This window comes from Pseudomonas sp. D1-1 (assembly GCF_051132225.1).
In the GTDB taxonomy this organism is placed as follows: domain Bacteria; phylum Pseudomonadota; class Gammaproteobacteria; order Pseudomonadales; family Pseudomonadaceae; genus Aquipseudomonas.
Genome location: NZ_CP071676.1, coordinates 942,925 through 969,785 on the forward strand (window position 1 = coordinate 942,925; position 26,861 = coordinate 969,785).

29 protein-coding genes are annotated in these 26,861 nt (G+C 61.6%); 18 read left to right on the plus strand and 11 right to left on the minus strand.

What is annotated here, in order from left to right; translation table 11 throughout:
* Positions 1 to 31: 31 nt before the first annotated feature.
* The 4 genes from rng (at position 32) to tldD (ending at position 7,810) form a co-directional block, all read left to right on the plus strand.
* Entirely contained in the window at positions 32 to 1,489 is a 1,458-nt protein-coding gene (gene rng, locus J3P86_RS04080; RefSeq protein ID WP_305496813.1) for a ribonuclease G, read from the plus strand.
* Between the two features lie 61 nt (positions 1,490 to 1,550).
* A complete protein-coding gene (locus tag J3P86_RS04085; protein ID WP_434699506.1) occupies positions 1,551 to 5,354 on the plus strand; it encodes a YhdP family protein in 3,804 nt (1,267 codons plus the stop codon).
* 144 nt (positions 5,355 to 5,498) lie between these two features.
* Positions 5,499 to 6,362 (plus strand): carbon-nitrogen hydrolase family protein, encoded by an 864-nt coding sequence (locus J3P86_RS04090; protein WP_434626116.1) that lies wholly within the window; start codon positions 5,499 to 5,501, stop codon positions 6,360 to 6,362.
* A gap of 5 nt (positions 6,363 to 6,367) precedes the next feature.
* Positions 6,368 to 7,810, plus strand: coding sequence for a metalloprotease TldD (tldD, locus tag J3P86_RS04095; protein ID WP_003197828.1), 1,443 nt, complete (start codon positions 6,368 to 6,370; stop codon positions 7,808 to 7,810).
* A gap of 155 nt (positions 7,811 to 7,965) precedes the next feature.
* Here the strand turns inward: tldD and yjgA are convergent, their stop codons facing one another.
* On the minus strand, positions 7,966 to 8,490 hold the full coding sequence (gene yjgA, locus J3P86_RS04100; RefSeq protein ID WP_305496807.1) for a ribosome biogenesis factor YjgA: 525 nt from the start codon (positions 8,488 to 8,490) through the stop codon (positions 7,966 to 7,968).
* Positions 8,491 to 8,598: 108 nt separating this feature from the next.
* On the opposite strand from yjgA, the gene pmbA reads away from it, so the two are divergent.
* The 6 genes from pmbA (at position 8,599) to J3P86_RS04130 (ending at position 13,980) form a co-directional block, all read left to right on the plus strand.
* Complete coding sequence (pmbA, locus tag J3P86_RS04105) at positions 8,599 to 9,945, plus strand: metalloprotease PmbA (protein WP_434626111.1); 1,347 nt, start codon at positions 8,599 to 8,601, stop codon at positions 9,943 to 9,945.
* 271 nt (positions 9,946 to 10,216) lie between these two features.
* Entirely contained in the window at positions 10,217 to 10,612 is a 396-nt protein-coding gene (locus J3P86_RS04110) for a FagA protein (protein WP_434626109.1), read from the plus strand.
* Positions 10,605 to 11,981: a class II fumarate hydratase gene (locus tag J3P86_RS04115; RefSeq protein ID WP_434699507.1), complete on the plus strand. Its 1,377-nt coding sequence runs from the start codon at positions 10,605 to 10,607 to the stop codon at positions 11,979 to 11,981. Before J3P86_RS04110 ends, J3P86_RS04115 begins: the two co-directional genes overlap by 8 nt.
* 27 nt (positions 11,982 to 12,008) lie before the next feature.
* Positions 12,009 to 12,449 (plus strand): hypothetical protein, encoded by a 441-nt coding sequence (locus J3P86_RS04120; protein WP_434626105.1) that lies wholly within the window; start codon positions 12,009 to 12,011, stop codon positions 12,447 to 12,449.
* A 1-nt stretch (position 12,450) separates the two neighbouring features.
* On the plus strand, positions 12,451 to 13,062 hold the full coding sequence (locus J3P86_RS04125) for a superoxide dismutase (RefSeq protein ID WP_434569804.1): 612 nt from the start codon (positions 12,451 to 12,453) through the stop codon (positions 13,060 to 13,062).
* 27 nt (positions 13,063 to 13,089) lie between these two features.
* Complete coding sequence (locus J3P86_RS04130) at positions 13,090 to 13,980, plus strand: ZIP family metal transporter (protein ID WP_434626103.1); 891 nt, start codon at positions 13,090 to 13,092, stop codon at positions 13,978 to 13,980.
* Between the two features lie 76 nt (positions 13,981 to 14,056).
* Here J3P86_RS04130 and J3P86_RS04135 read toward each other — a convergent pair whose 3' ends face one another.
* From J3P86_RS04135 to J3P86_RS04180, 10 genes are all read right to left on the minus strand, one after another.
* Entirely contained in the window at positions 14,057 to 14,332 is a 276-nt protein-coding gene (locus J3P86_RS04135; protein ID WP_434602828.1) for an HPr family phosphocarrier protein, read from the minus strand.
* Positions 14,333 to 14,347: 15 nt separating this feature from the next.
* Complete coding sequence (gene rapZ, locus J3P86_RS04140; RefSeq protein ID WP_434626100.1) at positions 14,348 to 15,205, minus strand: RNase adapter RapZ; 858 nt, start codon at positions 15,203 to 15,205, stop codon at positions 14,348 to 14,350.
* Between the two features lie 2 nt (positions 15,206 to 15,207).
* Entirely contained in the window at positions 15,208 to 15,672 is a 465-nt protein-coding gene (gene ptsN / locus J3P86_RS04145) for a PTS IIA-like nitrogen regulatory protein PtsN (protein ID WP_210642854.1), read from the minus strand.
* A 12-nt stretch (positions 15,673 to 15,684) separates the two neighbouring features.
* The gene (hpf, locus tag J3P86_RS04150) at positions 15,685 to 15,993 is read right to left on the minus strand and encodes a ribosome hibernation-promoting factor, HPF/YfiA family (protein ID WP_039592236.1); all 309 of its coding nucleotides are present in this window, start codon (positions 15,991 to 15,993) and stop codon (positions 15,685 to 15,687) included.
* Positions 15,994 to 16,069: 76 nt separating this feature from the next.
* Positions 16,070 to 17,563, minus strand: a complete 1,494-nt coding sequence (locus tag J3P86_RS04155; protein WP_434602829.1) for an RNA polymerase factor sigma-54 — start codon at positions 17,561 to 17,563, stop codon at positions 16,070 to 16,072.
* 163 nt (positions 17,564 to 17,726) lie between these two features.
* Positions 17,727 to 18,452: an LPS export ABC transporter ATP-binding protein gene (gene lptB / locus J3P86_RS04160; protein WP_305496791.1), complete on the minus strand. Its 726-nt coding sequence runs from the start codon at positions 18,450 to 18,452 to the stop codon at positions 17,727 to 17,729.
* Entirely contained in the window at positions 18,452 to 19,000 is a 549-nt protein-coding gene (lptA, locus tag J3P86_RS04165) for a lipopolysaccharide transport periplasmic protein LptA (protein ID WP_305496790.1), read from the minus strand. The genes lptB and lptA overlap by 1 nt, the downstream gene beginning before the upstream one ends.
* A complete protein-coding gene (gene lptC / locus J3P86_RS04170) occupies positions 18,987 to 19,559 on the minus strand; it encodes an LPS export ABC transporter periplasmic protein LptC (protein ID WP_434626094.1) in 573 nt (190 codons plus the stop codon). The genes lptA and lptC overlap by 14 nt, the downstream gene beginning before the upstream one ends.
* A 7-nt stretch (positions 19,560 to 19,566) precedes the next feature.
* Positions 19,567 to 20,091: a KdsC family phosphatase gene (locus tag J3P86_RS04175; protein WP_305496788.1), complete on the minus strand. Its 525-nt coding sequence runs from the start codon at positions 20,089 to 20,091 to the stop codon at positions 19,567 to 19,569.
* The gene (locus tag J3P86_RS04180) at positions 20,092 to 21,066 is read right to left on the minus strand and encodes a KpsF/GutQ family sugar-phosphate isomerase (RefSeq protein WP_434626092.1); all 975 of its coding nucleotides are present in this window, start codon (positions 21,064 to 21,066) and stop codon (positions 20,092 to 20,094) included.
* Between the two features lie 273 nt (positions 21,067 to 21,339).
* On the opposite strand from J3P86_RS04180, the gene J3P86_RS04185 reads away from it, so the two are divergent.
* The 8 genes from J3P86_RS04185 (at position 21,340) to hisG (ending at position 26,799) form a co-directional block, all read left to right on the plus strand.
* Positions 21,340 to 22,149, plus strand: coding sequence for an ATP-binding cassette domain-containing protein (locus J3P86_RS04185; RefSeq protein ID WP_434699508.1), 810 nt, complete (start codon positions 21,340 to 21,342; stop codon positions 22,147 to 22,149).
* Positions 22,149 to 22,946 (plus strand): lipid asymmetry maintenance ABC transporter permease subunit MlaE, encoded by a 798-nt coding sequence (gene mlaE, locus J3P86_RS04190; RefSeq protein WP_305496784.1) that lies wholly within the window; start codon positions 22,149 to 22,151, stop codon positions 22,944 to 22,946. The genes J3P86_RS04185 and mlaE overlap by 1 nt, the downstream gene beginning before the upstream one ends.
* Positions 22,946 to 23,413: an outer membrane lipid asymmetry maintenance protein MlaD gene (gene mlaD, locus J3P86_RS04195; protein ID WP_186613429.1), complete on the plus strand. Its 468-nt coding sequence runs from the start codon at positions 22,946 to 22,948 to the stop codon at positions 23,411 to 23,413. Before mlaE ends, mlaD begins: the two co-directional genes overlap by 1 nt.
* Before the next feature lie 11 nt (positions 23,414 to 23,424).
* Positions 23,425 to 24,078, plus strand: a complete 654-nt coding sequence (locus J3P86_RS04200) for an MlaC/ttg2D family ABC transporter substrate-binding protein (protein ID WP_305496782.1) — start codon at positions 23,425 to 23,427, stop codon at positions 24,076 to 24,078.
* Positions 24,079 to 24,086: 8 nt separating this feature from the next.
* A complete protein-coding gene (locus tag J3P86_RS04205; RefSeq protein WP_434626088.1) occupies positions 24,087 to 24,392 on the plus strand; it encodes an STAS domain-containing protein in 306 nt (101 codons plus the stop codon).
* A gap of 114 nt (positions 24,393 to 24,506) precedes the next feature.
* Positions 24,507 to 24,746: a BolA family protein gene (locus tag J3P86_RS04210; protein ID WP_007953556.1), complete on the plus strand. Its 240-nt coding sequence runs from the start codon at positions 24,507 to 24,509 to the stop codon at positions 24,744 to 24,746.
* A 22-nt stretch (positions 24,747 to 24,768) separates the two neighbouring features.
* Positions 24,769 to 26,034 (plus strand): UDP-N-acetylglucosamine 1-carboxyvinyltransferase, encoded by a 1,266-nt coding sequence (gene murA, locus J3P86_RS04215; protein ID WP_305496778.1) that lies wholly within the window; start codon positions 24,769 to 24,771, stop codon positions 26,032 to 26,034.
* 129 nt (positions 26,035 to 26,163) lie between these two features.
* The gene (gene hisG, locus J3P86_RS04220) at positions 26,164 to 26,799 is read left to right on the plus strand and encodes an ATP phosphoribosyltransferase (RefSeq protein ID WP_434699509.1); all 636 of its coding nucleotides are present in this window, start codon (positions 26,164 to 26,166) and stop codon (positions 26,797 to 26,799) included.
* Positions 26,800 to 26,861: the final 62 nt, after the last annotated feature.

Below are 26,861 nucleotides of genomic sequence, written 5' to 3' on the forward strand. Positions count from 1 at the left end.
AATCGTGAATATGCCTGAACGAGACCCTGCCATGAGTGAAGAGATCCTGATCAACATCACGCCGATGGAATCGCGCGTGGCGGTGGTTGAAAACGGCGTCCTGCAAGAGGTCCATGTCGAGCGTACGCAAAAACGCGGCATCGTCGGCAATATCTACAAGGGCAAGGTGGTACGGGTGCTGCCGGGCATGCAGGCGGCCTTCGTCGATATCGGCCTGGACCGCGCGGCGTTCATCCACGCCTCGGAAATTTCGATGCGCGAAGGGCCGGCGGTAGAGAGCATCAGCGCCTTGGTCCATGAAGGCCAGAGCCTGGTGGTGCAGGTCACCAAGGACCCCATCGGTTCGAAGGGCGCGCGCCTGACCACCCAGTTGTCGATTCCGTCGCGCTATCTTGTGTACATGCCGCGCACCGCCCACGTTGGCATCTCCCTGAAGATCGAGGACGAAGCCGAACGCGAGCGTCTGAAGAAGGTTGTCAGCGACTGCGTTGAGAAAGAAGGCATCAAGGAGGCCGGCGGTTTCATCCTGCGCACGGCCGCCGAGGGCGCCGGGGCCGATGAAATCCTCATGGATATCCGCTACCTGCGCAGGCTCTGGGACCAGATCGCCGAGCAGATCAAGACCATCGCCACGCCGAGTGTGATCTACGAGGACCTGGGCCTGGCGCTGCGGACCCTGCGGGACCTGGTCAGCCCGAAGATCGAGAAAATCCGTATCGATTCCCGGGAAACCTTCCAGAAAACCACGCAATTCGTCGCCGAGCTGATGCCGGAAATCGCCGACCGCCTGGAGCACTACCCTGGCGAGCGGCCGATTTTCGATCTGTACGGCGTCGAAGATGAAATCCAGCGAGCCCTTGAACGCAAGGTGCCGCTCAAATCCGGCGGTTACCTGGTGGTCGATCCGGCCGAGGCGATGAGCACCATCGACGTCAATACCGGTGCATTCGTCGGCCATCGCAACCTTGAGGAAACCATCTTCAAGACCAATCTTGAAGCGGCCACGGCCATCGCCCGGCAACTGCGCCTGCGTAACCTGGGCGGGATCATCATCATCGACTTCATCGACATGGAAGACGAAGAGCACCAGCGCCAGGTGCTGCGGACCCTGGAAAAACAGCTCGAACGCGACCACGCCAAGACCAACATCATCGGCATTACCGAACTGGGCCTGGTGCAGATGACCCGCAAGCGCACCCGCGAGAGCCTTGAGCAGGTGCTGTGCGAGCCGTGCAGCAGTTGCCAGGGCCGGGGCAAGCTGAAGACTCCGGAAACCGTGTGTTACGAAATCTTCCGGGAAATCCTCCGGGAGGCGCGCGCCTACCAGGCCACCGGCTATAGAGTGTTGGCGAACCAGAAGGTGGTGGATCGCCTGCTGGATGAGGAGTCCGGCAACGTCGCGGAACTGGAGGCCTTTATCGGGCGCACGATTCGCTTCCAGGTGGAAACCATGTATTCCCAGGAACAGTACGACGTGGTGTTGCTCTGAAGCGGCGCGCGCAGCGCCAGGGCCGCGAATATGAATGCCTTTGCCAGGGGAGCCCGCTGACATGGAGCGTCTGACACGCCTTATGGGGACGCTGACTCGCTGGGGGCTGGGCCTGTGTGCGCTGCTGCTGATACTGCTGGCCCTGTATGTCAGCCTCGGCCGGGAGTTGATCCCGCTGGTGGCCGAGTATCGCGGTGAAGCCGAGAGCCGGGCCGGCGAAGCGTTGGGCATTCCCGTGCACGTTGGTAGCCTCGAAGGCAGTTGGAGCGCCCTGGCGCCCGTCCTGGCGGCGCGCGACGTGGTAGTCGGCGAGGGGCCCAACGCCTTGCACCTGGATCAGGTACGTGCCGTGCCTGCGGTGTGGGACAGCCTGCTGGCTCGCCAGGTGCGCATCGCTCATCTGGAAGTCAGCGGCCTGAAGGTCAGCCTGAAAGAGGGCGCTGACGGCAAATGGTCCCTTGAAGGCCTGCCGGTGAAGGACGATCAGCCGCTCGATCCGCAGCAATTGCTTGAACGCATGCAGATGATTTCAAAACTGTCGGTGCTCGACAGTCAGGTCACCTTGCAACCGCTGGACCATCCGCCGCTGAGCCTGACCTATGTTGGTCTGAGCTTGCGCACCGGTCCGGCTCGCCAGCGCCTGGACGCACGTATTACCCTGCCTGACGGCCAGCCCGTGGCGCTCAACCTGCGCACCCGTATCCGCGCCAGCGATTGGCGAAATGGCGAGGCCGACGCCTACCTGAGCCTGCCGCAAAGCGACTGGTCGAAATGGCTGCCGAAACGCCTGACCCGGCAGTGGAATTTTGCCGAGATCAAGGCCGGTGGGGAATTCTGGCTCAGTTGGGGAGAGGGCACGGTGCAAAGTGCCGCCGTGCGGTTGAACGCGCCACAGATCCAGGGCGCCTATGCCGATCGCAGGCCCGTGCAAATCCACAACCTGGCCCTCAACGGATATTTCCAGCGCAGCAGCCAGGGGTTCACCGCGACCTTCGACTCGCTGGCGATGAACCTGGGTGAGACGCGCTGGGAAACACGCCTGCAGTTGCAACAGAACAGCGCCACCGAGAAGGTCGAGGAGCGTTGGCACGTGCAGGCCGATCGCCTTGACCTGACGCCGCTCACGCCGTTGCTCAATGCCCTGGCGCCATTGCCCGAAGGTGTCGCCACGGCGATCGACCGGCTCAAGGTGACCGGTGGCCTGCGCAACGTGTTGCTGGATTACCGGCCACAGAACACCGGTGATCAGAAAATCAGCTTCGCCACCAATCTGGACACGGTCGGGTTTGACGCCTATCGCGGCGCCCCGGCGGCGCGCAACGTCTCAGGCAGCCTCAGCGGTGACCTCGGCGGCGGTGAGCTGCGCATGGACAGCAAGGATTTTTCCCTGCACCTGGACCCGATTTTCGCCAAGCCCTGGCAATACTTGCAGGCCAATGCCCGGCTGACTTGGAAGCTCGACAAGCAGGGGTTCACCCTGATCGCACCGTACTTGAAGGTGCTGGGAGAGGAAGGGCGGATTGCCGGCGACTTCCTGATCCGCCTGCATTTCGACCACAGCCAGGAAGACTACATGGACCTGCGGGTCGGCCTGGTGGACGGTGACGGGCGCTACACCGCCAAGTACCTGCCGGCCGTCCTCAGTCCGGCGCTGGATGAATGGTTGCGCACCGCCATCGTCAAGGGCGCGGTGGACGAGGGTTTTTTCCAGTACCAGGGCTCGCTGAACAAAGGTGCCGAGGACGCGTCTCGCAGCATCAGCCTGTTTTTCAAGGTGCATGACGCCGAGCTGGCGTTCCAGCCGGGCTGGCCTTCGGTCAGCAAGGTCAGCGGCGACGTCTTTGTCGAGGACAGCGGCGTACGTATCTATGCCAGCCAGGGGCAACTGCTGGACACCCAGGTCAAGGATGTTGCGGTAACCATTCCCCATGCGCCGGCCGGGCAGAATGTCCATCTGTTGTTGGACGGCGGCTTTGCCGGGGTATTGGGCGACGGGCTGAAAATCCTCCAGACCGCACCCATCGGCACGGCCGAGACCTTCGCCGGTTGGGAAGGCGAGGGCGACCTGCAAGGTAAGGTGAACCTGGATATCCCGCTGGCCAAAGGTGAACAGCCGAAGATCCTGGTGGATTTCAGTACCGACAAGGCCCGGCTCAAGCTCAGTGAGCCGGCGCTGGAGCTGACCCAGCTCAAGGGCGACTTCCGTTTCGACAGCAACAAGGGGCTCAGTGGCAAGAACATCGCGGCCCGGGCATTCGACCGGCCGGTAAGCGCGCAGATTTTTGCCGAGGGCCGTGCCGGTGCGCTCGACACACGGGTGGTGGCGTCCGGGCGGGTCGAGGTCAAGAAGCTTACGGACTGGTTGAGCGTGACCCAGCCGTTGCCCATCTCCGGCGTGGTTCCCTATCAGTTGCAAGTGACGCTCAACGGTGCCGACAGCCAATTGTCGGTCAGCTCCGATCTCAAGGGCGTGGCGGTGGATCTGCCGGCGCCCTTCGGCATGGCTGCGGATGTCGGGCGCGACACGGTGTTCCGTATGACGTTGCAAGGGGCGGAGCGTCGCTACTGGGTCGATTATGGCGACCTGGCCAGCTTCACTTACGCCGCGCCGAGCGGAAAAGTCGCTGACGGGCGTGGCGAATTGCTGCTGGGCGCCGGCGAGGCGGTTCTGCCTGGCGCCAAGGGGCTGCGGCTGCGCGGCACATTGTCGGAGCTGGACGTGAGCCCCTGGCAGGATCTGTTGGGCAAATATGCCGGCAAGGACCCGGGCGGCAGTGCCCGGCAGGTGCTCAGCAGTGCCGATCTCAAGGTTGGCAAGCTCACCGCGATGGGCACGACGCTTGACCAGGCCTCGGTACAGTTGGACCGTAAGGCTGATGCCTGGGCCCTGCGGCTCGATAGCCAGCAGGCCAAGGGCAGCGTCAACCTGCCGGATGCGAAGGCCGCGCCGATCGGGATCCGGCTCGACTATGTGCGCCTGCCGGCCGCGGACCCGACGGTCCAGGCCGACGAAAACGCCCCGGACCCGCTGGCCTCGGTCGATCCGAGCCAAATCCCGGCGATGGATATCGCCATCGACCAGTTGTTCCAGGGGCCGGATCTCATTGGTGCCTGGTCGCTGAAAGTCCGGCCGACGGGCAAGGGCATCGCGCTGAATGATCTGGACATGGGGCTCAAGGGCATGGTCCTGCATGGCAATGGCGCCTGGGAGGGCCTGCCCGGTTCCACCAGCAGTTGGTACAAGGGCCGGATCAAGGGCAAGAACCTCGCCGATGTGCTCAAGGGCTGGGGGTTTGCGCCTAGCGTGACAAGCCAGGAATTCCATCTGGACGTCGACGGACGCTGGCCCGGTTCGCCTGCATGGGTCGCCACCAAGCGTTTCTCCGGCAGCCTCGATGCGTCACTCAACAAGGGTCAGTTCGTCGAAGTCGAAGGCAGCGCGCAGGCCTTGCGGGTTTTCGGCCTGTTGAACTTCAACTCCATCGGCCGGCGCTTGCGCCTGGATTTCTCCGATCTGTTCGGCAAGGGGCTGAGCTACGATCGGGTCAAGGGCCTGCTGGTGGCGAGCAGTGGTGTATACGTGACTCGTGAGCCGATTACCCTGACCGGACCTTCGAGCAACCTGGAACTCAACGGAACGCTGGACATGGTGGCTGACCGGGTCGATGCCAAGCTGCTGGTAACCCTGCCCGTCACCAATAACCTGCCGATCGCCGCGTTGATCGTCGGCGCACCGGCGGTGGGTGGGGCGCTGTTTCTGATCGACAAGCTGATCGGCGACCGCGTCGCGCGTTTTGCCAGCGTAAGATACGACGTCAAGGGGCCGTGGAAAGAGCCGAAGATCACTTTCGACAAGCCGTTTTGACAGAAAATGCGAAGCCCCCTTGTGGGAGCGAGCTTGCTCGCGATAGCGCCGGGTCAGCAAAGGAAGAGGTGACTGATGCACCGCTATCGCGAGCAAGCTCGCTCCCACAGGGGCAATGAGGCATAAGAAAAATAAGGAGGCACCATGCCAGTCGCCGTGATTCAAATGGTCAGCCAGAGCGATGTGCTTGCCAACCTGGCCCGTGCCCGGGTGTTGCTGGAGCAGGCCGCGGCGGGTGGCGCACGGCTCGCGGTGCTGCCGGAAAACTTCGCGGCCATGGGCCGGCGGGACGTTGCCGATATCGCGCGGGCCGAAGCCTTTGGTCAGGGTCCGATCCTGCCGTGGTTGAAACAGGTCGCGCGCGACCTCAGGTTATGGATTGTGGCCGGCACGTTGCCGTTGCCCCCGGTGGGCCAGCCCGAGGCCAAGGCCCATGCATGTTCGTTGCTGGTGGACGACCAGGGCGAGATCGTCGCGCGTTATGACAAGCTGCACCTGTTCGACGTGGACGTGGCGGACAATCGCGGTCGTTACCGCGAATCCGATGACTATGCTTATGGCGGCAACGTGGTGGTTGCCGACACACCGGTGGGCCGGGTTGGCCTGACGGTCTGCTACGACTTGCGCTTCCCCGAGCTCTACAGCGAGTTGCGGGCGGCCGGGGCCGAGCTGATTACCGCGCCTTCGGCGTTTACCGCGGTGACCGGCGCTGCGCATTGGGACGTACTGATTCGCGCCCGGGCCATCGAAACCCAGTGCTACGTGCTGGCGGCCGCCCAGGGTGGGTTGCATCCGGGGCCCCGGGAAACCTTTGGCCATGCCGCGATAGTCGACCCGTGGGGGCGTGTGCTGGCGCAACAGGATCAAGGCGAGGCCGTGCTGCTGGCCGAGCGCGACGACAGTGAACAGGCGTCCATCCGGGCGCGCATGCCGGTGGCGAGCCACCGGCGCTTTTTCTCGCAGGGCGCTCGACAGCGACCTGTCCAAGACGACGAATTCAAGGCGTAAAACATATGAGCGGGTTGTTGTCCTCAGTCAGTGAACACCTTTTAGCCCCCGGCGGCGTGACCCTCGAAAGCCTGCAAGGCGTGCTGGGCGACCTGGCCGGTCCGGGCATCGATGCGGCCGACCTGTATTTCCAGGGACAGATTTCCGAGTCCTGGTCGCTGGAAGACGGCATCGTCAAGGAAGGCAGTTTCAACCTCGACCAGGGTGTGGGCGTGCGTGCCCAATCCGGCGAAAAGACCGGGTTTGCCTACAGCAACGCCATCACCCTTGAGGCCCTCGGCGCCGCGGCTCGTGCGGCTCGCTCGATTTCCCGGGCCGGGCAGAATGGCACGGTCCAGGCGTTCAGCAGCCAGGACGTGGCCCAGCTGTATGCGCCGGACAACCCACTGGAAGTCATGAGTCGCGCCGAAAAGGTCGAGCTGCTCAAGCGCATTGACGTCGCCACACGTGCCCTCGACCCGCGTATCCAGCAGGTATCGGTGAGCATGGCCGGGGTCTGGGAGCGGATTCTGGTGGCCTCCACCGACGGTGGCCTGGCGGCGGATGTGCGGCCGCTGGTGCGTTTCAACGTCAGCGTGATCGTCGAGCAGAACGGTCGCCGTGAGCGCGGTGGCCACGGTGGGGGTGGTCGTACCGACTATCGTTATTTCCTCAGCGAAGACCGCGCCATGGGTTACGCCCGCGAAGCGCTGCGCCAGGCGCTGGTGAACCTTGAGGCCATCCCGGCCCCGGCCGGCACGTTGCCAGTGGTGCTCGGCTCCGGCTGGTCCGGCGTGCTGCTGCACGAAGCCGTGGGCCACGGCCTGGAAGGCGATTTCAACCGCAAGGGCAGTTCGGCCTACAGCGGTCGCATGGGCGAGATGGTCGCCTCGAAACTCTGCACCATCGTCGATGACGGCACGCTCGCCGGGCGTCGTGGTTCGCTGAGCGTCGACGACGAAGGCACCCCGACCGAATGCACCACGCTGATCGAGAACGGCGTGCTCAAGGGTTACATGCAGGACAAGCTCAATGCCCGCCTCATGGGCGTGGCCCGCACCGGCAACGGTCGCCGCGAGTCTTACGCGCACCTGCCCATGCCGCGCATGACCAACACCTACATGCTCGGCGGCCAGAGTGATCCGGCGGAAATCATCGCGTCGGTGAAGAAGGGCATCTACTGCGCCAATCTCGGCGGCGGCCAGGTGGACATCACCAGCGGCAAGTTCGTGTTTTCCACCAGCGAGGCCTACCTGATCGAAGACGGCAAGATCACCGCACCGGTCAAGGGCGCGACGTTGATCGGCAACGGGCCGGAGGCGATGAGCAAGGTGTCGATGGTCGGTAACGACCTGGCGCTGGACAGCGGCGTGGGCACGTGTGGCAAGGACGGTCAGTCGGTGCCGGTAGGCGTCGGTCAGCCGACACTGAAGATCGATGCGATTACCGTGGGTGGCACGGGCGCATAAAAATATTCAAGGATGTGCGCACGTCATCGTGGCGAGGGAGCTTGCTCCCGCCGGGCTACGCAGTAGCCCCAATGCGGTTGCTACGCAACCGAGCGGGAGCAAGCTCCCTCGCCACGGTAACTGCCGCCTCTTGCAGAGGAGTCAAGCTGTTACGATCAGCGCAGGCCGCGTTGAGTCTCGTCCAGCTCACGGATGTACTTGAAGATTTTACGGCTCGACGCCGGCGGCTTGTTTTGCGCCAGTTCGTGCTGGGCCTGACGGATCAGCGAGCGCAGTTGCTGGCGATCGGCGTCCGGGTAGTCGATGACGAATTTTTCCAGAGTGCCGTCATCGCCTGCGATCAGGCGATCACGCCAGCGTTCCAGGTTGTGGAAACGCTCGTTGTACTGCCGGGTGGAGGCATCGAGCTGGTCGAGCAGAACCAGGATGGCGTCAGTGTCCTGGTCGCGCATCAGCTTGCCGATGAATTGCAGGTGCCGTTTACGCGCGATATTCGCGGTGTGCTTGGGCGCATCGGCCAGGGCTCGGCGCAAGGCGTCGGTCAAGGGCAGTTTGGCCAGCAAGTCAGGCTTGAGTGTTGTCAGGCGCTCGCCGAGGTCAACCAGAGCATGCAGCTCGCGTTTGACCTGGGATTTGCTTTTTTCACCCTCGTAGAGGGAGTCGTCGTAAGAATCAACCATGGTGGCAGTCCGCAAAGAAACGCCGCCATGATAACCAGTCGGGGGCCGCTTGTCCGGCCCGGTCGCTCGATGGCCATTACCGAAAGCAGAATTTGAGTGGAGAACACCATGAGTGCAGTTCAAAGCGTCGGCCCGCAAGCATTGCCGGCACTGCAGGAACAGGTCGAGCAGATCCTCGCCGAAGCCAGGCGACAGGGCGCCAGCGCGTGCGAAGTGGCGGTGTCGCTGGAGCAGGGGCTGTCGACGTCGGTGCGCCAACGCGAAGTGGAAACCGTCGAATTCAATCGCGACCAGGGCTTTGGCATCACCCTCTACGTGGGGCAGCGCAAGGGCTCGGCCAGCACCTCGGCCAGCGGCCCTGACGCCATTCGCGAAACAGTCGCCGCTGCATTGGCGATTGCCCAGCATACGTCCGAAGACGAAGCCTCCGGCCTGGCCGATGCCGCGCTGATGTGCAAGGAGCTCAAGGACTTCGATCTGTTCCACGCCTGGGACATCACGCCCGAGCAGGCCATCGAGCAGGCACTGCGCTGCGAAGCGGCGGCATTCGACGCCGACAGCCGGATCAAGAATGCCGACGGCACTACGCTCAACACCCACCAGGGTTGCCGCGTCTATGGCAACAGTCATGGGTTCATCGGCGGTTACGCATCGACCCGCCACAGCCTCAGCTGCGTGATGATCGCCGAGGCCGACGGGCAGATGCAGCGCGACTACTGGTACGACGTGAGTCGCCAGGGCACATTGCTGGCGGACCCGGTGAGCATCGGCCAGAAGGCCGCGCAACGGGCCGCCAGTCGCCTGGGCGCGCGGCCTGTGCCAACCTGTGAGGTGCCGGTGCTGTTCTCCGCCGAGTTGGCCGGTGGCTTGTTCGGCAGCTTCCTGTCGGCGGTGTCCGGCGGCAACCTGTACCGCAAATCCTCGTTCCTCGAAGGCGCGCTGGGCCAGAAACTGTTTCCGGAATGGATGACCATCGACGAGCGTCCGCACCTGATGCAGGCCATGGGCAGTTCGGCTTTCGACGGGGATGGCCTGGCCACCTATGCCAAGCCGTTCGTGGAAAACGGCGAGCTGGTTTCGTACATCCTCGGCACCTATTCGGGTCGCAAATTGGGCATGCCGAGCACCGCTAACGCCGGTGGCGTGCACAACCTGTTCGTCACTCATGGCGAGGAAGACCAGGCAGCGCTGCTGCGGCGCATGGGGCGTGGGTTGTTGGTCACCGAGCTGATGGGGCATGGCTTGAACATGGTGACCGGCGATTATTCCCGTGGCGCGGCGGGGTTCTGGGTCGAAAATGGCGAGATCCAGTTCCCGGTCCAGGAAGTCACCATTGCTGGCAACATGCGCGATATGTTCAAGCAGATCGTGGCGGTGGGCAGCGACTTGGAGCTGCGCAGCAACATCCGCACCGGCTCGGTGCTGATCGAGCGAATGATGGTGGCGGGTAGCTGAAACTCATCGCATCAAAAAAGGCGCGTCATCCGTTGGGATGACGCGCCTTTTTTGTACCCGAACATTCCTTTGTGGCGAGGGGATTTATCCCCGTTGGGGTGCGAAGCGCCCCCAAAAAAACCGACACTGCGGTGTGCCTGAAAGATTGCTGGGGGCTGCTTCGCACCCCAGCGGGGATAAATCCCCTCGCCACAATGTGACCTCCATCGGGCTTGTGTTGCTTCTTATTATCATCTAATAATGAATCTCATTCGCCGATTGAGCCCCGGTCATGAGTCTTGCCCTGCACGAACAACCCTACCTTGAAAACTGGCGCTGGATGAGTCGCCAGATCCGCTGCGCGATGAGCCCGGACGAGCCGCGGCTGATCGAACACTACCTGGCCGAGGGGCGCTACCTGGCCTGCTGCACCGCCACGTCGCCGTGGATGATTGGCGAAACTGCCTTCCGGCTGTTGCTCGACACCGCTTCGGATGTCGCGCTGCCCTGGCACTGGCGCAACCTCTGCCTGGATCAAGCCTGGCGCCCGTTGCGTGAACTTGAGCGGCAGGCGCTTTGCCGCTGCCGCCTCAAGCGCTGGCAAAGCCATGCCTGGGCGCTGGCTACCTGCGCGCTGGAGCCGTCGATTTCTCTTATTGAACTGGAGCAAGGATTTCCCGATGAGTAATACCCGTATCGAACGCGACAGCATGGGTGAACTTCAGGTCCCCGTGGACGCACTCTATGGCGCGCAGACCCAGCGCGCGGTGGATAATTTTCCGGTCAGCGGCCAGCGCATGCCGGCGCAGTTCATTCGTGCCCTGATCCTGGCCAAGGCCGCCGCCGCACGAGCCAATGTCGAGTTGGAGCAAATCAGCGTCGCCCAGGGCAAAGCCATCGTCGATGCGGCCCAGGGCCTGCTCGAAGGCGACTTCATGGCGCATTTCCCGGTGGATATCTTCCAGACCGGCTCCGGCACCAGTTCCAACATGAACGCCAACGAAGTGATTGCCACGCTTGCCAGCCGCTTGCTGGGAGAGGTGGTCAACCCGAATGACCACGTCAATTGTGGCCAGAGCAGCAACGACATCATCCCCACCAGTATTCATGTCAGCGCCGCGCTGGCCCTGCACGAGCAATTGCTGCCGGCGCTGTTGCACCTGGTCCAGGTGATCGAACGCAAGGCCGAAGAAGTCCACCCCTTCATAAAGACTGGCCGCACCCACCTGATGGATGCCATGCCGGTGCGCTTGAGCCAGGTGCTCGACGGTTGGGCGCAACAGCTCAAGGCTAACATCGGCCACTTGCAGGATCTGTTGCCGAGCCTGCAGTCCCTGGCCCAGGGCGGTACGGCGGTTGGCACCGGCGTTAATGCCCATCCACGCTTCGCCGAATTGTTCAGCCAGCAGCTGACGCAACTGACCCAGGTGCAATTCACCCCGGGCAAGAACCTGTTCGCGCTGATCGGCTCCCAAGACACTGCCGTGGCGGTTTCCGGGCAGCTCAAGACTACTGCCGTGTCGCTGATGAAAATCGCCAACGACCTGCGCTGGATGAACTCAGGGCCGCTGGCCGGCCTGGGCGAAATCGAGCTGGAAGGCCTGCAGCCGGGCTCTTCGATCATGCCCGGCAAGGTCAACCCGGTCATTCCCGAAGCCACCGCCATGGTCGCAGCCCAGGTCATCGGCAACGACACGGTGATTACCATCGCCGGCCAGTCGGGCAATTTCGAACTCAACGTGATGCTGCCGATCATCGCCCAGAACCTGCTGAGCAGCATCGCCCTGATGTCCACCGCCAGCCAATTGCTGGCGGACAAGGCCATCGCCACGTTCAAGGTCAACGAAGCCAGGCTCAAGGAAGCGCTGTCGCGCAATCCTATCCTGGTCACGGCACTGAATCCGATCATTGGTTACCAGAAGGCCGCTGAAATAGCCAAGAAGGCTTATCAGCAAGGTCGCCCGGTGATCGATGTCGCCTTGGAACACACCGACCTGTCGCGCGCCGAACTGGAGATCCTGCTGGACCCGGAAAAGCTCACCGCCGGTGGTGTGTAACCCCGACACTTGTGTGGAGGACTCATCATGGAGCATTGGAAACGTACGATCGAACGGGCCAATCACCATTTCCTGCAGGGCGAGTGGGTGGATGCCCGCGAAGCCTACCTGCAGGCCCTGGCCCTGGCGCAGGTGTTGTTCGAGCGTTGGGCGGATGCCGACGAAGCCGTGGCCGCCTGTGTCGTGTCGCATCACAACCTGGCGGACCTGCACTTGCGCCTGAACCAGCCGGAGGAGAGCGCCGAGTACCTCTGCGCGATTCACCAACGGTTATTGCAGACCATGCAGGACGAACGCCTGGCGCCGGCCCTGCGTGCCGCCGCGATGCGCCAAAGCCACAGGACCTACGTCGAACTGCTGAATTTCATCAGCGAGCATGGCGAGTACCCACGCACTCAGCGCCTGCTGCACAACGCTGCCGTTTCGTCCCGGCACAGCCACGTCCCTCATCATTACGGAGTCCACTGAGATGGCTTTCACCTTGCCTGCATTGCCTTACGCCTACGACGCCTTGGAACCGCACATCGATGCGCAGACCATGGAGATCCACTACACCAAGCATCACCAGACTTACATCAACAACCTCAACGCGGCGGTGGATGGCACTGAATATGCCGATTGGCCCATCGAAAAACTGGTGGCCAGCGTGGAGCAATTACCGCAGGCGCTACGAGCCGCGGTGATCAACCAGGGCGGTGGTCATGCGAACCACTCGCTGTTCTGGGAAGTGATGACGCCCCACGGTGGCGGCCAGCCGGACGGTGCGCTGGCAGCGGCGATAGACGCGCAGTTGGGCGGTCTCGATCAGTTCAAGGAAGCCTTCACGAAAGCGGCACTGACCCGCTTCGGCAGCGGCTGGGCCTGGTTGAGTGTGACCCCGCAAAAGACTCTGGTGGTGGAAAGCAGCGGCAACCAGGACAGCCCGCTGATGGGCGGCAACACGCCGATCCTGGGCCTGGACGTCTGGGAGCATGCCTATTACCTGCTGTATCAAAACCGCCGTCCGGAATACATCAACGCGTTCTACAACGTGATCAATTGGCCAGAAGTCGCCCGGCGCTACCAGGCTGCGCTTGCTTGAGTTCTTATAAACAACCCAAGGCTGACTATGGACACTGAAACTCTGGCGATAGGCGGCGGGCGAATGTTCCGCTATGCCTTGGGCTCGCTGTTGCTGTTGGCTGGCATGACATTATTGGTGGCCCAAGGGCTGGCGTGGCTGGAGCTTGAGCCAAAAATGTTGCGTGCGCTCCAGGGCGGTGGGCTTTGCGCCTTGGGTACGGCGTTGGGCGCGGTGCCGGTGCTGGTGATACGGCGCATGCCTCAGGCCATGAGCGACTCGCTGCTGGGCTTCGGGGCCGGGGTGATGCTCGCCGCCACCGCGTTTTCGCTCATCGTGCCGGGCATTGCCGCAGCCGAGCAGTTGGGCTTCACGCCTTGGGCGGCCAGCGGGCTCATCTGTTTCGGCATCCTGTCGGGGGCGTTCGGACTGTACCTGGTGGACCGCAAGGTCTCTGCCAGCCCTGAACGACTGGTTGCGACCCCAGGACGACCGGTTATTGCGCCGCGGATCTGGTTGTTCGTGTTCGCCATCATCGCCCACAACATCCCGGAAGGCATGGCGGTGGGCGTTTCGGCGGGCGGCGGCATGGCGGATGCCGATAGCCTGGCGATGGGCATCGCTTTGCAGGATGTGCCGGAAGGGCTGGTGATTGCGCTGGTGCTGGCCGCGGCGGGGATGTCGCGGGTCAAGGCGTTCCTGATTGGCGCAGCGTCAGGGCTGGTCGAGCCGGTGTTCGCATTGCTCTGTGCCTGGCTGGTGACGTTGGCCGAGGTGCTGTTGCCGTTGGGGCTGGCGCTGGCCGCTGGAGCGATGCTGTTGGTGGTGACCCATGAGGTCATCCCCGAGTCGCGTCGCAATGGGCATGAAAAACTGGCGAGCCTGGGGCTCTTGCTTGGGTTCTGCTTGATGATGGTGATGGATACGGCGTTGGGGTGATGCAAATCTGCAAGTGGATGAGCTTTTGTGGTGAGGGAGCTTGCTCCCTCACCACCGGCAAGTCAGCAGTGCCTGATTACTCGCCTTCGTCGAAATAGTTGTTGATCAGTGCCACCAGCGCATCCATGGCTTCCTGCGCCTGTTCACCTTCGGTACTCAGGTGGATCTTGGTGCCTTTACCCGCAGCCAGCATCATCATCGCCATGATGCTCTTACCGTCGACTGTTGCCTCCGGCGTGCGCCCGACCCTGATCGTGGTTTCTGGAAACTTGCCGGCGACACCTACGAATTTCGCCGATGCACGGGCATGCAAACCCAGCTTGTTGATGATTTCAATTTCCCGAGCAGGCATCGCGATGTGAATCCTTTAGCTGAGGTCGCGGTGGCGAACCTGGACATTCTTCAGGGATTTTTGCAGGAGCTGACCCAGGCGTTCGGTCAGGTACACGGAGCGGTGATGACCGCCGGTGCAGCCGATGGCAATCGTGACATAGGCACGATTGCTGGCGGCAAAACGCGGTAGCCACTTGAGCAGGTAGCTGGAGATATCCTGGTACATTTCCTCGACATCCGGCTGGGCAGCCAGGTAGTCGATCACCGACTGGTCAAGCCCGGACTGCTCGCGCAGTTCGGGTTTCCAGTAAGGGTTGGGCAGGCAGCGGACATCAAACACCAGGTCGGCATCCACCGGCATGCCACGCTTGAAGCCGAACGACTCCACCAGGAACGCCGTACCCGGTTCCGGCTGGTTCAGCAGGCGCAACTTGATGGTGTCGCGCAACTGGTACAGGTTCAGGTTGGTGGTGTTGACCTTCAGGTCCGCCAGGTCGGCAATCGGCCCCAGCAGTTGGCTCTCGTCATGGATCGCTTCAGCCAGGGAGCGGCTGGCGTTGCTCAACGGGTGGCGTCGACGGGTTTCCGAGAAGCGCTTGAGCAGGGTTTCTTCGTCAGCGTCGAGGTACAACACGTCGCATTGGATGTGCCGGCTGCGCACTTCTTCAAGCAATGCCGGAAACCGCGACAAATGGCTCGGCAGGTTACGCGCGTCGATCGAGACGGCGACCAGCGGTTGCGCCAGCTCGGTGTGGATCAAGGCGCGCTCGGCCAGTTGTGGGAGCAGGCCGGCCGGCAAATTGTCGATGCAATAGTAGCCACTGTCCTCAAGAACGTTGAGGGCCGTGCTTTTGCCGGAGCCGGAGCGGCCACTGACGATGATCATACGCATGTTTAATGACCGTTCTGCTCGTCCAGGACTACCTGATACAAGGCTTCGTTGCTCGGGGCGCTGCGCAGTTTTTCGCGTACTTCCTTGCGGTCGAGCATGCTGGCGATCTGGCGCAGCAGCTCGAGGTGCGCATCGGTCGCCGCTTCCGGGACCAGCAATACGAACAGCAGGTCGACCGGGGCGCCGTCGATGGCGTCGAAATCGATGGGGGCTTCAAGGTGTAGCAGCGCACTGATCGGCGCGGAACAACCCTTGAGGCGGCAATGGGGAATGGCGATGCCGTTGCCAAAACCGGTGGAGCCGAGTTTCTCACGGGCAACCAGCGCCTCGAAAACGTCCTGCATTTCCAGATCCGGTACTTCGCGGTGGATCAGGTTGGCGATTTGTTCGAGGGCTTTCTTTTTACTGCCACCCGGCGCGTTCACCTGTGAACGGCCGGGGGTCAGGATGGATTCTAGTCGGATCATGGATTGGGGGGGTTAACGACCGGTTGCGCCCTGGAGGAGGCTCTGGGTCTTTTCCTTATGCTTTTTGAGTTGGCGATCCAGCTTGTCGGTCAGCAGGTCAATCGCGGCATACATGTCTGAATGCTCTGCGTTGGCAACCACTTCTCCGCCGGGGATATGCAGCGTGGCTTCGATTTTCTGCAGCAGCTTCTCGACGTTCATCGTGACTTGCACGTTGGTGATCTTGTCGAAATGCCTTTCCAATCGGTCGAGCTTTTCGCCGATGTAGGTGCGCAGGGGTTCGGTCACTTCCAGTTGGTGTCCACTGATGTTGACTTGCATACAGCTTCTCCTTCGTTGCCAGTGCATAAAGCGGCAGGTAGAAATACCTGCCACTGGAACGCTGTGGCGTGGCCTGTTACATCAACCGCTTGCGTTCGCTCGAAGGCGCGATTCCCAGGGATTCGCGGTATTTGGCGACGGTACGGCGGGCCACCTGAATGCCTTGTGCCTCCAGTAAACCAGCGATCTTGCTGTCACTCAACGGCTTTTTCTGATTTTCCGCAGCGACCAGTTTTTTAATGATCGCGCGGATGGCCGTGGACGAGCATTCACCGCCTTCGGAGGTACTGACGTGGCTGGAGAAAAAGTATTTCAATTCATAGATGCCCCTTGGGGTATGCATGAATTTCTGGGTTGTCACCCTCGAAATCGTCGACTCGTGCATGCCTACCGCCTCGGCGATGTCATGCAAGACCAACGGTTTCATCGCTTCGTCACCGTACTCCAGGAAGCCGCGCTGATGCTCGACGATCTGGGTGGCGACTTTCATCAGGGTTTCGTTGCGGCTTTGCAGGCTCTTGATGAACCAGCGCGCCTCCTGCAACTGATTGCGCATGAAGGTATTGTCGGCGCTGGTGTCGGCACGCTTCACGAAACCGGCGTATTGGGCATTGACCCGCAGCTTGGGTACCGATTCCTGGTTCAGCTCCACCAGCCAGCGATCGTTGTGTTTGCGCACGATCACATCGGGGACGACATACTCGGGCTCGGTGGATTCGATTTGCGAGCCGGGGCGCGGATTCAGGCTTTGCACCAGTTCGATGACCTGGCGCAACTCATCTTCCTTGAGCTTCATCCGGCGCATCAACTGGCTGTAGTCGCGGCCGCCCAACAGGTCGATGTAATCGGTTACCAGGCGCTTGGCTTCGGCCAGCCATGGCGTCTTGGCGGGCAGCTGGCGCAATTGCAGCAGCAGGCATTCGCCTAGGTTGCGAGCGCCAATGCCGGCGGGTTCGAATTGCTGGATGCGATGCAGGACGGCTTCGATCTCGTCCAGCTCGATATCGAGCTCCGGGTCAAAGGCTTCGAGGATTTCTTCGAGGGTCTCGTCCAGGTAGCCCTGGTTGTTGATGCAATCGATCAACGTCACCGCGATCAGGCGATCGGTGTCCGACATCGGCGCCAGGTTCAGTTGCCACAGCAGATGGCTTTGCAGGCTTTCGCCAGCAGAGGTGCGAGTGGTGAAGTCCCACTCGTCGTCGTCACCGCCTGGCAGGCTGCTGGCGCTGGTCTGGTAGACGTCTTCCCATGCCGTGTCCACGGGCAGGTCATTGGGAATGCGTTCGCTCCATTCGCCATCGTCGAGGTTATCCACCGTCGGGGCGGCTTCCTGATAGGACGGTTCCGGGACCTCCGGGGTGGTTTTCTGCTCGACGTTGTCGGCCAGTGGGTCGGTATTGTCGAAGTCGTCGCCTTCTTCCTGGCGTTCGAGCATCGGATTGGACTCCAGGGCCTCCTGGATTTCCTGTTGCAGGTCCAGGGTCGACAATTGGAGTAGGCGGATAGCCTGTTGCAGCTGCGGTGTCATCGTCAGCTGCTGGCCCATTCTCAAGACTAGCGATGGTTTCATGGCTGGGGCTTAACACCTTATTCGCCGGCGCACATGCGCCATCCACTACAGGGCGCCGAAGCGCCAAACTTAAGCAAATTATATGCCTGAAACTGAAGTGTTTGCCTAGGGGGCTATCTCAATTAATTGAGGGCGCCCGGGCATCCGCCAGGCCACCTTTGGCTTAAAGGCGGAACTCATGGCCCAGGTATACTTCCTTGACCAGTTCGTTGGCCAGGATGGTGGCGGAGTCGCCCTCGGCGATCAGCTGGCCATCGTTGACGATGTAGGCGGTTTCACAGATATCCAGCGTCTCGCGTACGTTGTGGTCGGTGATCAGCACGCCGATTCCCTTGGCCTTGAGGTGATGGATGATCTGCTTGATGTCGCCCACCGAAATCGGGTCCACGCCGGCAAACGGCTCATCCAGCAGAATGAATTTCGGCGCGGTGGCCAGGGCACGGGCGATCTCCACGCGGCGACGTTCGCCACCGGAAAGGCTCATGCCCAGATTGTCGCGAATGTGGCTGATATGGAACTCCTGCAGCAGGCTTTCCAGCTCCTGGCGACGGCCGGCCTTGTCGAGCTCCTGGCGGGTTTCCAGGATCGCCATGATGTTGTCGGCTACCGACAACTTGCGAAAGATCGACGCCTCTTGTGGTAGGTAGCCAATGCCAGCCTTTGCCCGGCCATGCATCGGCCGGTGGCTGACGTCCAGGTCATCGATCAGTACGCGACCCTGGTCGGCCTGCACCAGGCCGACAATCATGTAGAAACAGGTGGTCTTGCCCGCGCCATTGGGGCCGAGCAAGCCTACGATCTGGCCGCTTTCGATGGACAGGCTGACATCACGCACGACTTGGCGGTTCTTGTAGCTCTTGGCCAGATGCTGAGCTTTCAGAGTTGCCATTACTGGGCCTTCTGCTCGTCGGTTTTCTTTTTCGGCTGGATCACCATGTCGATGCGTGGGCGCGATTCGGTGACCTTGCTGCCAGTGGCGCGACCGGCGCTGGCCAGTTTCTTGTTGGTGTCATAGACGATTTTCTCGCCCTGGGTCACGTTATTGTCCTTGTCGACAACCTTGGCGCGGTCGATCAGCACGACGCGGTCCTGGGACGCGTGATACTGGATGGTGACGCCATAGCCCTGGACCGGCTTGGTGTCGCCCGCGGTCTGCATCTGCTCGAAGTAGGCCAGGTTGCCCACCGAGGTCACCACGTCGATGTCGCCGGACTGGGTGCGGGTGATGGTCACGGTATTGCCGGTGACCTTCATCGAACCCTGGGTGATGATCACGTCGCCTTTATAAGTGGCGACGCCGTTCTTGTCGTCCAGTTGCGCGTCGTCGGCCTGGATGCGGATAGGCTGGTCGCGGTCGGTGGGGAGGGCCCAGGCGCTCGCGCTTCCCAGTGCTGCGCCCAGACTGAGCAAAATAGGGAGGGTTTTAGCGAGCTTCATACTGTCCTCTTACGTTCGATAGCAGGTGTATCCTGCTTTCCTTCAAATAGGCCTTCATTCCCGTGCCGGTCGACACGCCGCCGGCGCCGTCGATTCTAACGGGTTGCTCGGTCTGCGCATATTGGCGCTGCGGGAAGACTGTCATACGGGTACTGGTAATGATGGTCGTACGGTTCTTCTCATCGGTCCGGGCCACGCGTACCGAGTCGATCAGTTCCACCTCGGTGCCGCCGGGATTGACCTCGGCGCGCTCGCTTTGTACGTGCCACGGGAACTCCGTGCCGCGGAACATGTTCAGGTCCGGCTTGGTGACCAGCGTCATGTCGCTGGCCTTCACGTGATCGACCTTGTCCGACGTCATCTCATACTGCAGCTTGCCGTCAGGCAGGTACTGCAAGGTGTGCGTGTTGGTCGCGTACCAGTCGATATCGTTTTCCGGCGCCTGGACCGCAGGCTGGTCGAGGAAGCGTTCCGGGCTGATGTTCCAGTAGCCCACCGCCGCGAAGATCGCGGCGATACAGCCGAACACCAGGATGGTGCGAATTTTCTTGCTTAGCATAGGTGGCTCACAGGTACGCGGCGTTGGCCGCTTCGAGGTGGCCCTGGGCACGCAGGATCAGTTCACAGAATTCGCGGGCCGCGCCTTCGCCGCCCCTCGCCGTGGTGACGCCATGGGCGTGCTCGCGTACGAAGGCAGCCGCGTTGGCCACTGCCATGCCCAGGCCGACACGGCGGATCACCGGAAGGTCTGGCAGATCGTCACCGAGGTAGGCGACCTGCTCATAGCTTAGATTGAGTTGGCCGAGGAGTTCGTCCAGCACCACCAATTTGTCTTCGCGGCCCTGATAAAGGTGCGGGATGCCGAGGTTCTTCGCGCGCCGTTCGACCACTGGGGTCTTGCGGCCACTGATGATGGCGGTCTGCACGCCGGTGGCCATCAGCATCTTGATGCCCTGGCCATCAAGGGTGTTGAACGTCTTGAATTCGCTGCCGTCTTCGAGGAAGTACAGGCGGCCATCGGTCAGCACACCATCCACGTCGAACACTGCCAGTTTGATTGCTTTGCCGCGTTGCAACAGGTCTGTGCTCATTTACATGACTCCCGCACGCAGCAAGTCGTGCATATTCAGGGCGCCCACCGGGCGGTCTTCGTCGTCGACCACCACCAGGGCGCTGATCTTGTGGTCTTCCATGATCTTCAAGGCTTCGGCGGCAAGCATTTCGGCCCGGGCTGTCTTGCCGTGGGGGGTCATGACCTCATCGATGGTCGTGCTGTGGATATCGATGGTGCGATCCAGGGTACGACGCAGGTCGCCGTCGGTGAAGATCCCGGCGAGCTTGCCGTCCGTTTCTAGAATAACGGTCATGCCCAGGCCCTTGCGGGTCATCTCCATGAGGGCGTCCTTGAGCAGCGTGCCACGCTGTATCTGCGGCAATGCGTCTCCCGCGTGCATCACGTTTTCGACCTTGAGCAGCAGCCGGCGGCCCAGGGCGCCACCGGGGTGGGAGAAAGCGAAATCTTCGGCGGTGAAGCCCCTGGCTTCCAGCAAGGCCACGGCCAGGGCGTCGCCCATGACCAGCGCCGCCGTGGTGGAAGAGGTGGGTGCCAGATTCAGCGGGCAGGCTTCGTGTTCGACATGCACGTTGAGGTTCACCTCGGCGGCCTTGGCCAGCGGCGAGTCAGGATTGCCGGTGAGGCTGATCAACTGGATGCCCAGGCGCTTGATCAGCGGCAGCAGGGTGACGATTTCATTGGTGGAGCCGGAGTTCGACAGCGCCAGGATGATGTCATCCCGAGTGATCATGCCCATGTCGCCATGGCTGGCTTCGGCGGGGTGGACAAAAAACGCCGGGGTGCCGGTGCTGGCCAGGGTCGCGGCAATCTTGTTGCCGATGTGCCCGGATTTGCCCATGCCCACCACGACCACGCGGCCCTTGCTGGACAGAATCATCTCGCACGCGCGTACGAAATCAGCATCGATATGGGCCAGCAAACCTTGCACGGCTTCGAGTTCGAGGCGGAGGGTACGTTGTGCCGATTGAATCAGTTCGCTGGATTGGCTCATGTCAGAAATCGTATAGCCCGATGAAAAGGCGGCGATTATACCGGCAATGAACGATTCCCTCACGTTAGTTCGTCATGCTTTGTTCAGGCAGCCCCAACGCTTGACATGAAATGTGACGTTTTACCTCGAGCAAGGCTCAACGGGCGGGCGTCGGCCTTGGGCGCTTGGTCGTTGCAGTGATATAGTTCGCCGCCGGTTCGTGTGCCCGGCGTTACCGGCGTTTGTCGGCTGGCCGGGACATCCGAATATGAGGCTGCATCGCAAGGAGTTTAGATGAGTGCCGACAACGCCTACGCGGTCGAGCTGAAGGGGCTGTCCTTCAAGCGAGGGACGCGCAGCATTTTTAATGACATCGATATTCGTATCCCGCGCGGCAAGGTGACCGGCATCATGGGGCCTTCCGGCTGCGGCAAGACCACGCTGCTGCGCCTGATGGGAGCACAATTGCGCCCCAGTGCCGGCGAAGTCTGGGTCAATGGCCAGAATCTTCCAGAACTGTCGCGCAGCGATCTGTTCGATGCGCGCAAGCATATGGGCGTGCTGTTCCAGAGCGGTGCGCTGTTTACCGATCTCGACGTATTCGAAAACGTGGCGTTTCCCCTGCGGGTCCATACGGAGCTGCCGGAAGAGATGATCCGCGATATTGTCCTGCTCAAATTGCAGGCCGTCGGGCTGCGCGGCGCCCTGGAGCTGATGCCGGACGAACTGTCCGGTGGCATGAAGCGTCGGGTCGCGTTGGCTCGGGCGATTGCCCTCGATCCGCAGATCCTCATGTACGACGAGCCCTTTGTCGGGCAGGACCCTATCGCCATGGGCGTGCTGGTGCGCCTGATCCGCTTGCTCAACGATGCGTTGGGCATCACCAGTATCGTGGTGTCCCACGACCTGGCCGAAACCGCGAGCATTGCCGACTACATCTATGTGGTCGGCGATGGCCAGGTGTTGGGGCAGGGCACGCCCGAGGAGCTGAAGGATTCGGAAAACCCGCGTATTCGCCAATTCATGAAAGGTGATCCGGACGGCCCGGTGGCGTTCCATTTTCCGGCCACGGATTACCGTACCGATCTGCTGGGGAAGCGCTGATGCGCAAGAAGTCATTGATAGAAAGAGTCCGCCTGTTCGGTCGCTCGGGCATCGACGTGGTGGCAGTGCTGGGGCGTTCCTCGCTGTTCCTGATGCATGCCTTGCTCGGTCGCAGTTCGACCGGCGGCGGTTTTGGCCTGCTGGTCAAGCAGCTGCATTCGGTGGGAGTGATGTCCCTGGTGATCATCGTCGTCTCGGGGATTTTCATCGGCATGGTCCTGGCGCTCCAGGGCTTCAGCATATTGTCCAGCTACGGTTCCGAGCAGGCGGTCGGGCAGATGGTTGCGCTGACCTTGCTGCGTGAGCTCGGCCCGGTGGTCACTGCGCTGCTTTTTGCCGGGCGCGCCGGTTCGGCGTTGACGGCCGAGATCGGTAACATGAAGTCCACCGAACAGCTGTCCAGCCTGGAAATGATCGGGGTCGACCCGCTCAAGTACATCATTGCCCCGCGCTTGTGGGCCGGGTTCATTTCCCTGCCGGTGCTGGCAATGATCTTCAGTGTCGTAGGGATCTGGGGCGGCTCATGGGTTGCCGTCGATTGGCTGGGGGTCTATGAAGGCTCCTACTGGGCCAATATGCAGAACAGCGTCGATTTTCTCGACGATGTGCTCAACGGTGTGATCAAGAGTGCCGTATTCGCTTTCGTGGTGACCTGGATCGCCGTGTTTCAAGGTTATGACTGTGAGCCCACGTCAGAGGGGATCAGCCGTGCCACAACCAAGACCGTGGTATACGCCTCGTTGGCCGTCCTGGGCCTTGACTTTATTCTGACCGCCTTGATGTTTGGAGATTTCTGATGCAAAACCGCACCCTGGAAATCGGTGTCGGCCTTTTCCTGCTGGCTGGCATCCTGGCTTTGCTGTTGCTGGCCCTGCGGGTCAGTGGACTGGCGCCGACCGCAAGCACCGATACTTATAAACTTTATGCTTATTTTGACAATATCGCCGGTTTGACTGTCAGAGCCAAGGTGACCATGGCCGGTGTGACCATCGGCAAGGTCACGGCAATCGATCTGGATCGCGACAGTTTCACCGGTCGGGTGACGCTGCAGCTGGAAAAGCGCGTGGACAACCTGCCGACTGACTCCACTGCATCTATCCTCACGGCTGGGCTGTTGGGTGAGAAATACATCGGTATCAGCGTGGGCGGGGAAGACTCCCTGCTCAAGGATGGCGGGACCATTCACGACACGCAGTCGTCGCTGGTGCTTGAGGACCTGATCGGTAAATTCCTGCTCAATACCGTTAGCAAAGACGCCAAATGAGGAGCTTTTGAATGATCTCTATCCTGCGACGCAGCCTGCTGGTCCTGCTGGCGGCGCTGCCGCTGATGGGCAACGCCGTGGCGGCCCCTTCGGCGCACGACATCATCAAGACGACCACCGACCAACTGTTGGCCGATCTGTCGGCGAACAAGGAAAAGTACAAGCAGGACCCGGGCGCATTCTACGAGTCCTTGAATCGTATCGTCGGGCCGGTGGTGGATGCCGACGGTATTTCCAAGAGCATCATGACCGTCAAGTATTCGCGCAAGGCTACGCCCGCGCAGATGACCCGCTTCCAGGAAAACTTCAAGCGCAGCCTGTTCCAGTTCTATGGCAACGCCTTGCTCGAGTACAACAATCAGGGGATAACGGTCGACCCGGCCAAGGATGAGTCAGGCGAGCGCACCAGCGTCGGCATGACGGTCAAGGGCAACAATGGCGCCGTGTACCCGGTGTCCTACACACTCGAGAAAATCAACGGCGAGTGGAAAGTCCGCAACGTGATCATCAACGGCATCAACATCGGCAAGTTGTTCCGTGATCAGTTCGCCGATGCGATGCAGCGCAATGGCAATGACCTGGACAAGACCATCAACGGTTGGGCCGGTGAAGTCGCCAAGGCCAAGGAAGTTGCCGAAGACGCCCAAGAGAAGCAGCAACAATGAATGAGCCGGTGAGTGAATCGGCCGTTCGCCTGGGCGAGGCCGGCGAGCTGCTGCTCAGCGGCGTGCTGGATTACCGTACCGGCCCTGGATTGCGCAAGCAGGGCCAGGCGCTGATCGAGTCCGCGAAGGCTGCGGAGCTGGTTATCGACTGTTCGGGCGTGCAGAAGTCCAGCAGCGTCGGCCTGTCGCTGCTGCTGTGCTTCATGCGCGACGCCAGGGCCGCCGGCAAGACGTGGAGCATCCGCGGGATGCCCGAAGACATGCGCGAAATAGCCCAGGTCAGCGAATTGACCGAGCTGTTGGCGCATCCCTGACCCACATCGCTGGAAGCGCCCCCTGTCAGAGTCCTGCTTCGCGGGGTTCGCAGGCGCGGGGCTTTTTTGTATGATGTGCGACCCGTGCGCACAGGGCGCCGATTGAGGTTGAGCATGCAGGCTGTAGAAGTGAAGAGCTTCCTTGAAGGAAAGCTGCCTGGTACGCAGGTGGAAGTTGAAGGCGAAGGCTGCAACTTTCAGTTGAACGTGATCAGCGATGAACTGGCGGCGTTGAGCCCAGTGAAGCGTCAGCAGAGCATCTATGCCCATTTGAACCCATGGATCGCCGACGGCAGCATCCACGCGGTCACGATGAAATTTTTCAGCAGCGCGGCCTGGGCCGAGCGCACCTGAGCCCAAGGGCCTCGAGATTCTTATGGATAAACTGATTATTACCGGCGGCGTTCGTCTTGATGGCGAAATCCGTATTTCCGGGGCAAAGAACTCCGCCCTGCCGATCCTGGCCGCGACGCTGCTGTGCGATGGCCCGGTGACCGTGGCCAACCTGCCGCACCTGCACGACATCACCACGATGATCGAGCTGTTCGGTCGCATGGGCATCGAGCCTGTGATCGACGAGAAGCTCAGCGTCGAAATCGACCCGCGCACCATCAAGACCCTGATCGCGCCGTACGAACTGGTGAAGACCATGCGTGCGTCGATCCTGGTACTCGGCCCGATGGTCGCTCGTTTCGGTGAAGCCGAAGTCGCCTTGCCTGGCGGTTGCGCCATCGGTTCGCGTCCGGTGGACCTGCACATCCGTGGCCTCGAAGCCATGGGCGCGGTGATCGACGTCGAAGGCGGCTACATCAAGGCCAAGGCGCCTGAAGGCGGCCTGCGTGGCGCGCATTTCTTCTTCGACACCGTCAGCGTGACCGGTACCGAAAACATCATGATGGCCGCCGCCCTTGCCAAGGGCCGCAGCGTGCTGCAAAACGCTGCCCGCGAGCCTGAAGTCGTCGACCTGGCGAACTTCCTGATCGCCATGGGCGCCAAGATCAGCGGCGCCGGCACCGACACCATCACCATCGATGGCGTCGAGCGCCTGCACTCGGCCACCTATAAAGTGATGCCGGACCGTATCGAAACCGGCACCTACCTGGTAGCCGCCGCCGTCACCGGTGGTCGCGTCAAGGTCAAGGACACCGATCCGACCATCCTCGAAGCCGTCCTGGAGAAACTCAAGGAAGCCGGTGCCGAAGTCACCTGCGGTGCAGACTGGATCGAAGTGAACATGCACGGCAAGCGGCCGAAAGCCGTCAACGTGCGGACCGCTCCATACCCGGCGTTCCCGACTGACATGCAGGCGCAGTTCATCTCCCTCAACGCCATTGCCGAAGGCACGGGCGCGGTGATCGAGACGATCTTCGAAAACCGTTTCATGCACGTCTACGAGCTGCACCGCATGGGCGCCAGGATCCAGGTCGAAGGCAACACGGCCATCGTCACCGGGACCGAAAAACTGAAAGGCGCGCCTGTCATGGCGACCGACCTGAGGGCTTCGGCCAGCCTGGTCATCTCTGCACTGGTTGCCGAAGGCGACACGCTGATCGACCGCATCTACCACATCGACCGTGGCTACGAGTGCATCGAAGAGAAGCTGCAGATGCTCGGCGCCAAGATCCGTCGCGTACCGGGCTAGTACCGGCTGAACGGGCACACGGAAGTGCCCTCTGATTTCGTTTCACATCGAGGGTGGTTGCACCCTCGATGTCTGTCTGGCGCCGCTTGCGACCAGGCATGAGTACCTTGATAAGGACTGACGCTTCCCATGTTGACCATCGCACTGTCCAAGGGCCGCATCCTTGACGACACCCTGCCGCTTCTGGCCGAAGCGGGCATCGTGCCGACCGAGAATCCGGACAAGAGCCGCAAGCTGATCATTCCCACGACCCAGGCCGACGTGCGCTTGTTGATCGTGCGCGCCACCGATGTGCCGACCTATGTGGAACATGGCGCCGCCGATCTGGGCGTAGCCGGCAAGGACGTGCTGATGGAGTATGGCGGCCAGGGCCTTTACGAGCCGCTGGACCTGCGGATCGCCCGCTGCAAGCTGATGACCGCCGGCAAGGTCGGCGCCCCCGAGCCCAAGGGCCGCCTGCGGGTGGCGACCAAGTTCGTCAACGTTGCCAAGCGTTACTACGCCGAACAAGGCCGTCAGGTCGACATCATCAAGCTCTACGGCTCGATGGAGCTGGCGCCGCTGATCGGCCTGGCGGACAAGATCATTGACGTCGTCGACACCGGCAATACGTTGCGGGCCAATGGTCTTGAGCCGCAGGATTTCATCGCCGACGTCACCTCCCGGCTGGTCGTCAACAAGGCTTCGATGAAAATGCAGCACGCCCGCATCCAGGCCTTGATCGATACCCTGCGCAAGGCAGTGGAATCGCGACACCGCGGCTGATTCACCTGCGCGACTTCTGCGTCGCGCCCGTCTATCCGCGTCATAGCCAATTTTCTCAGGTG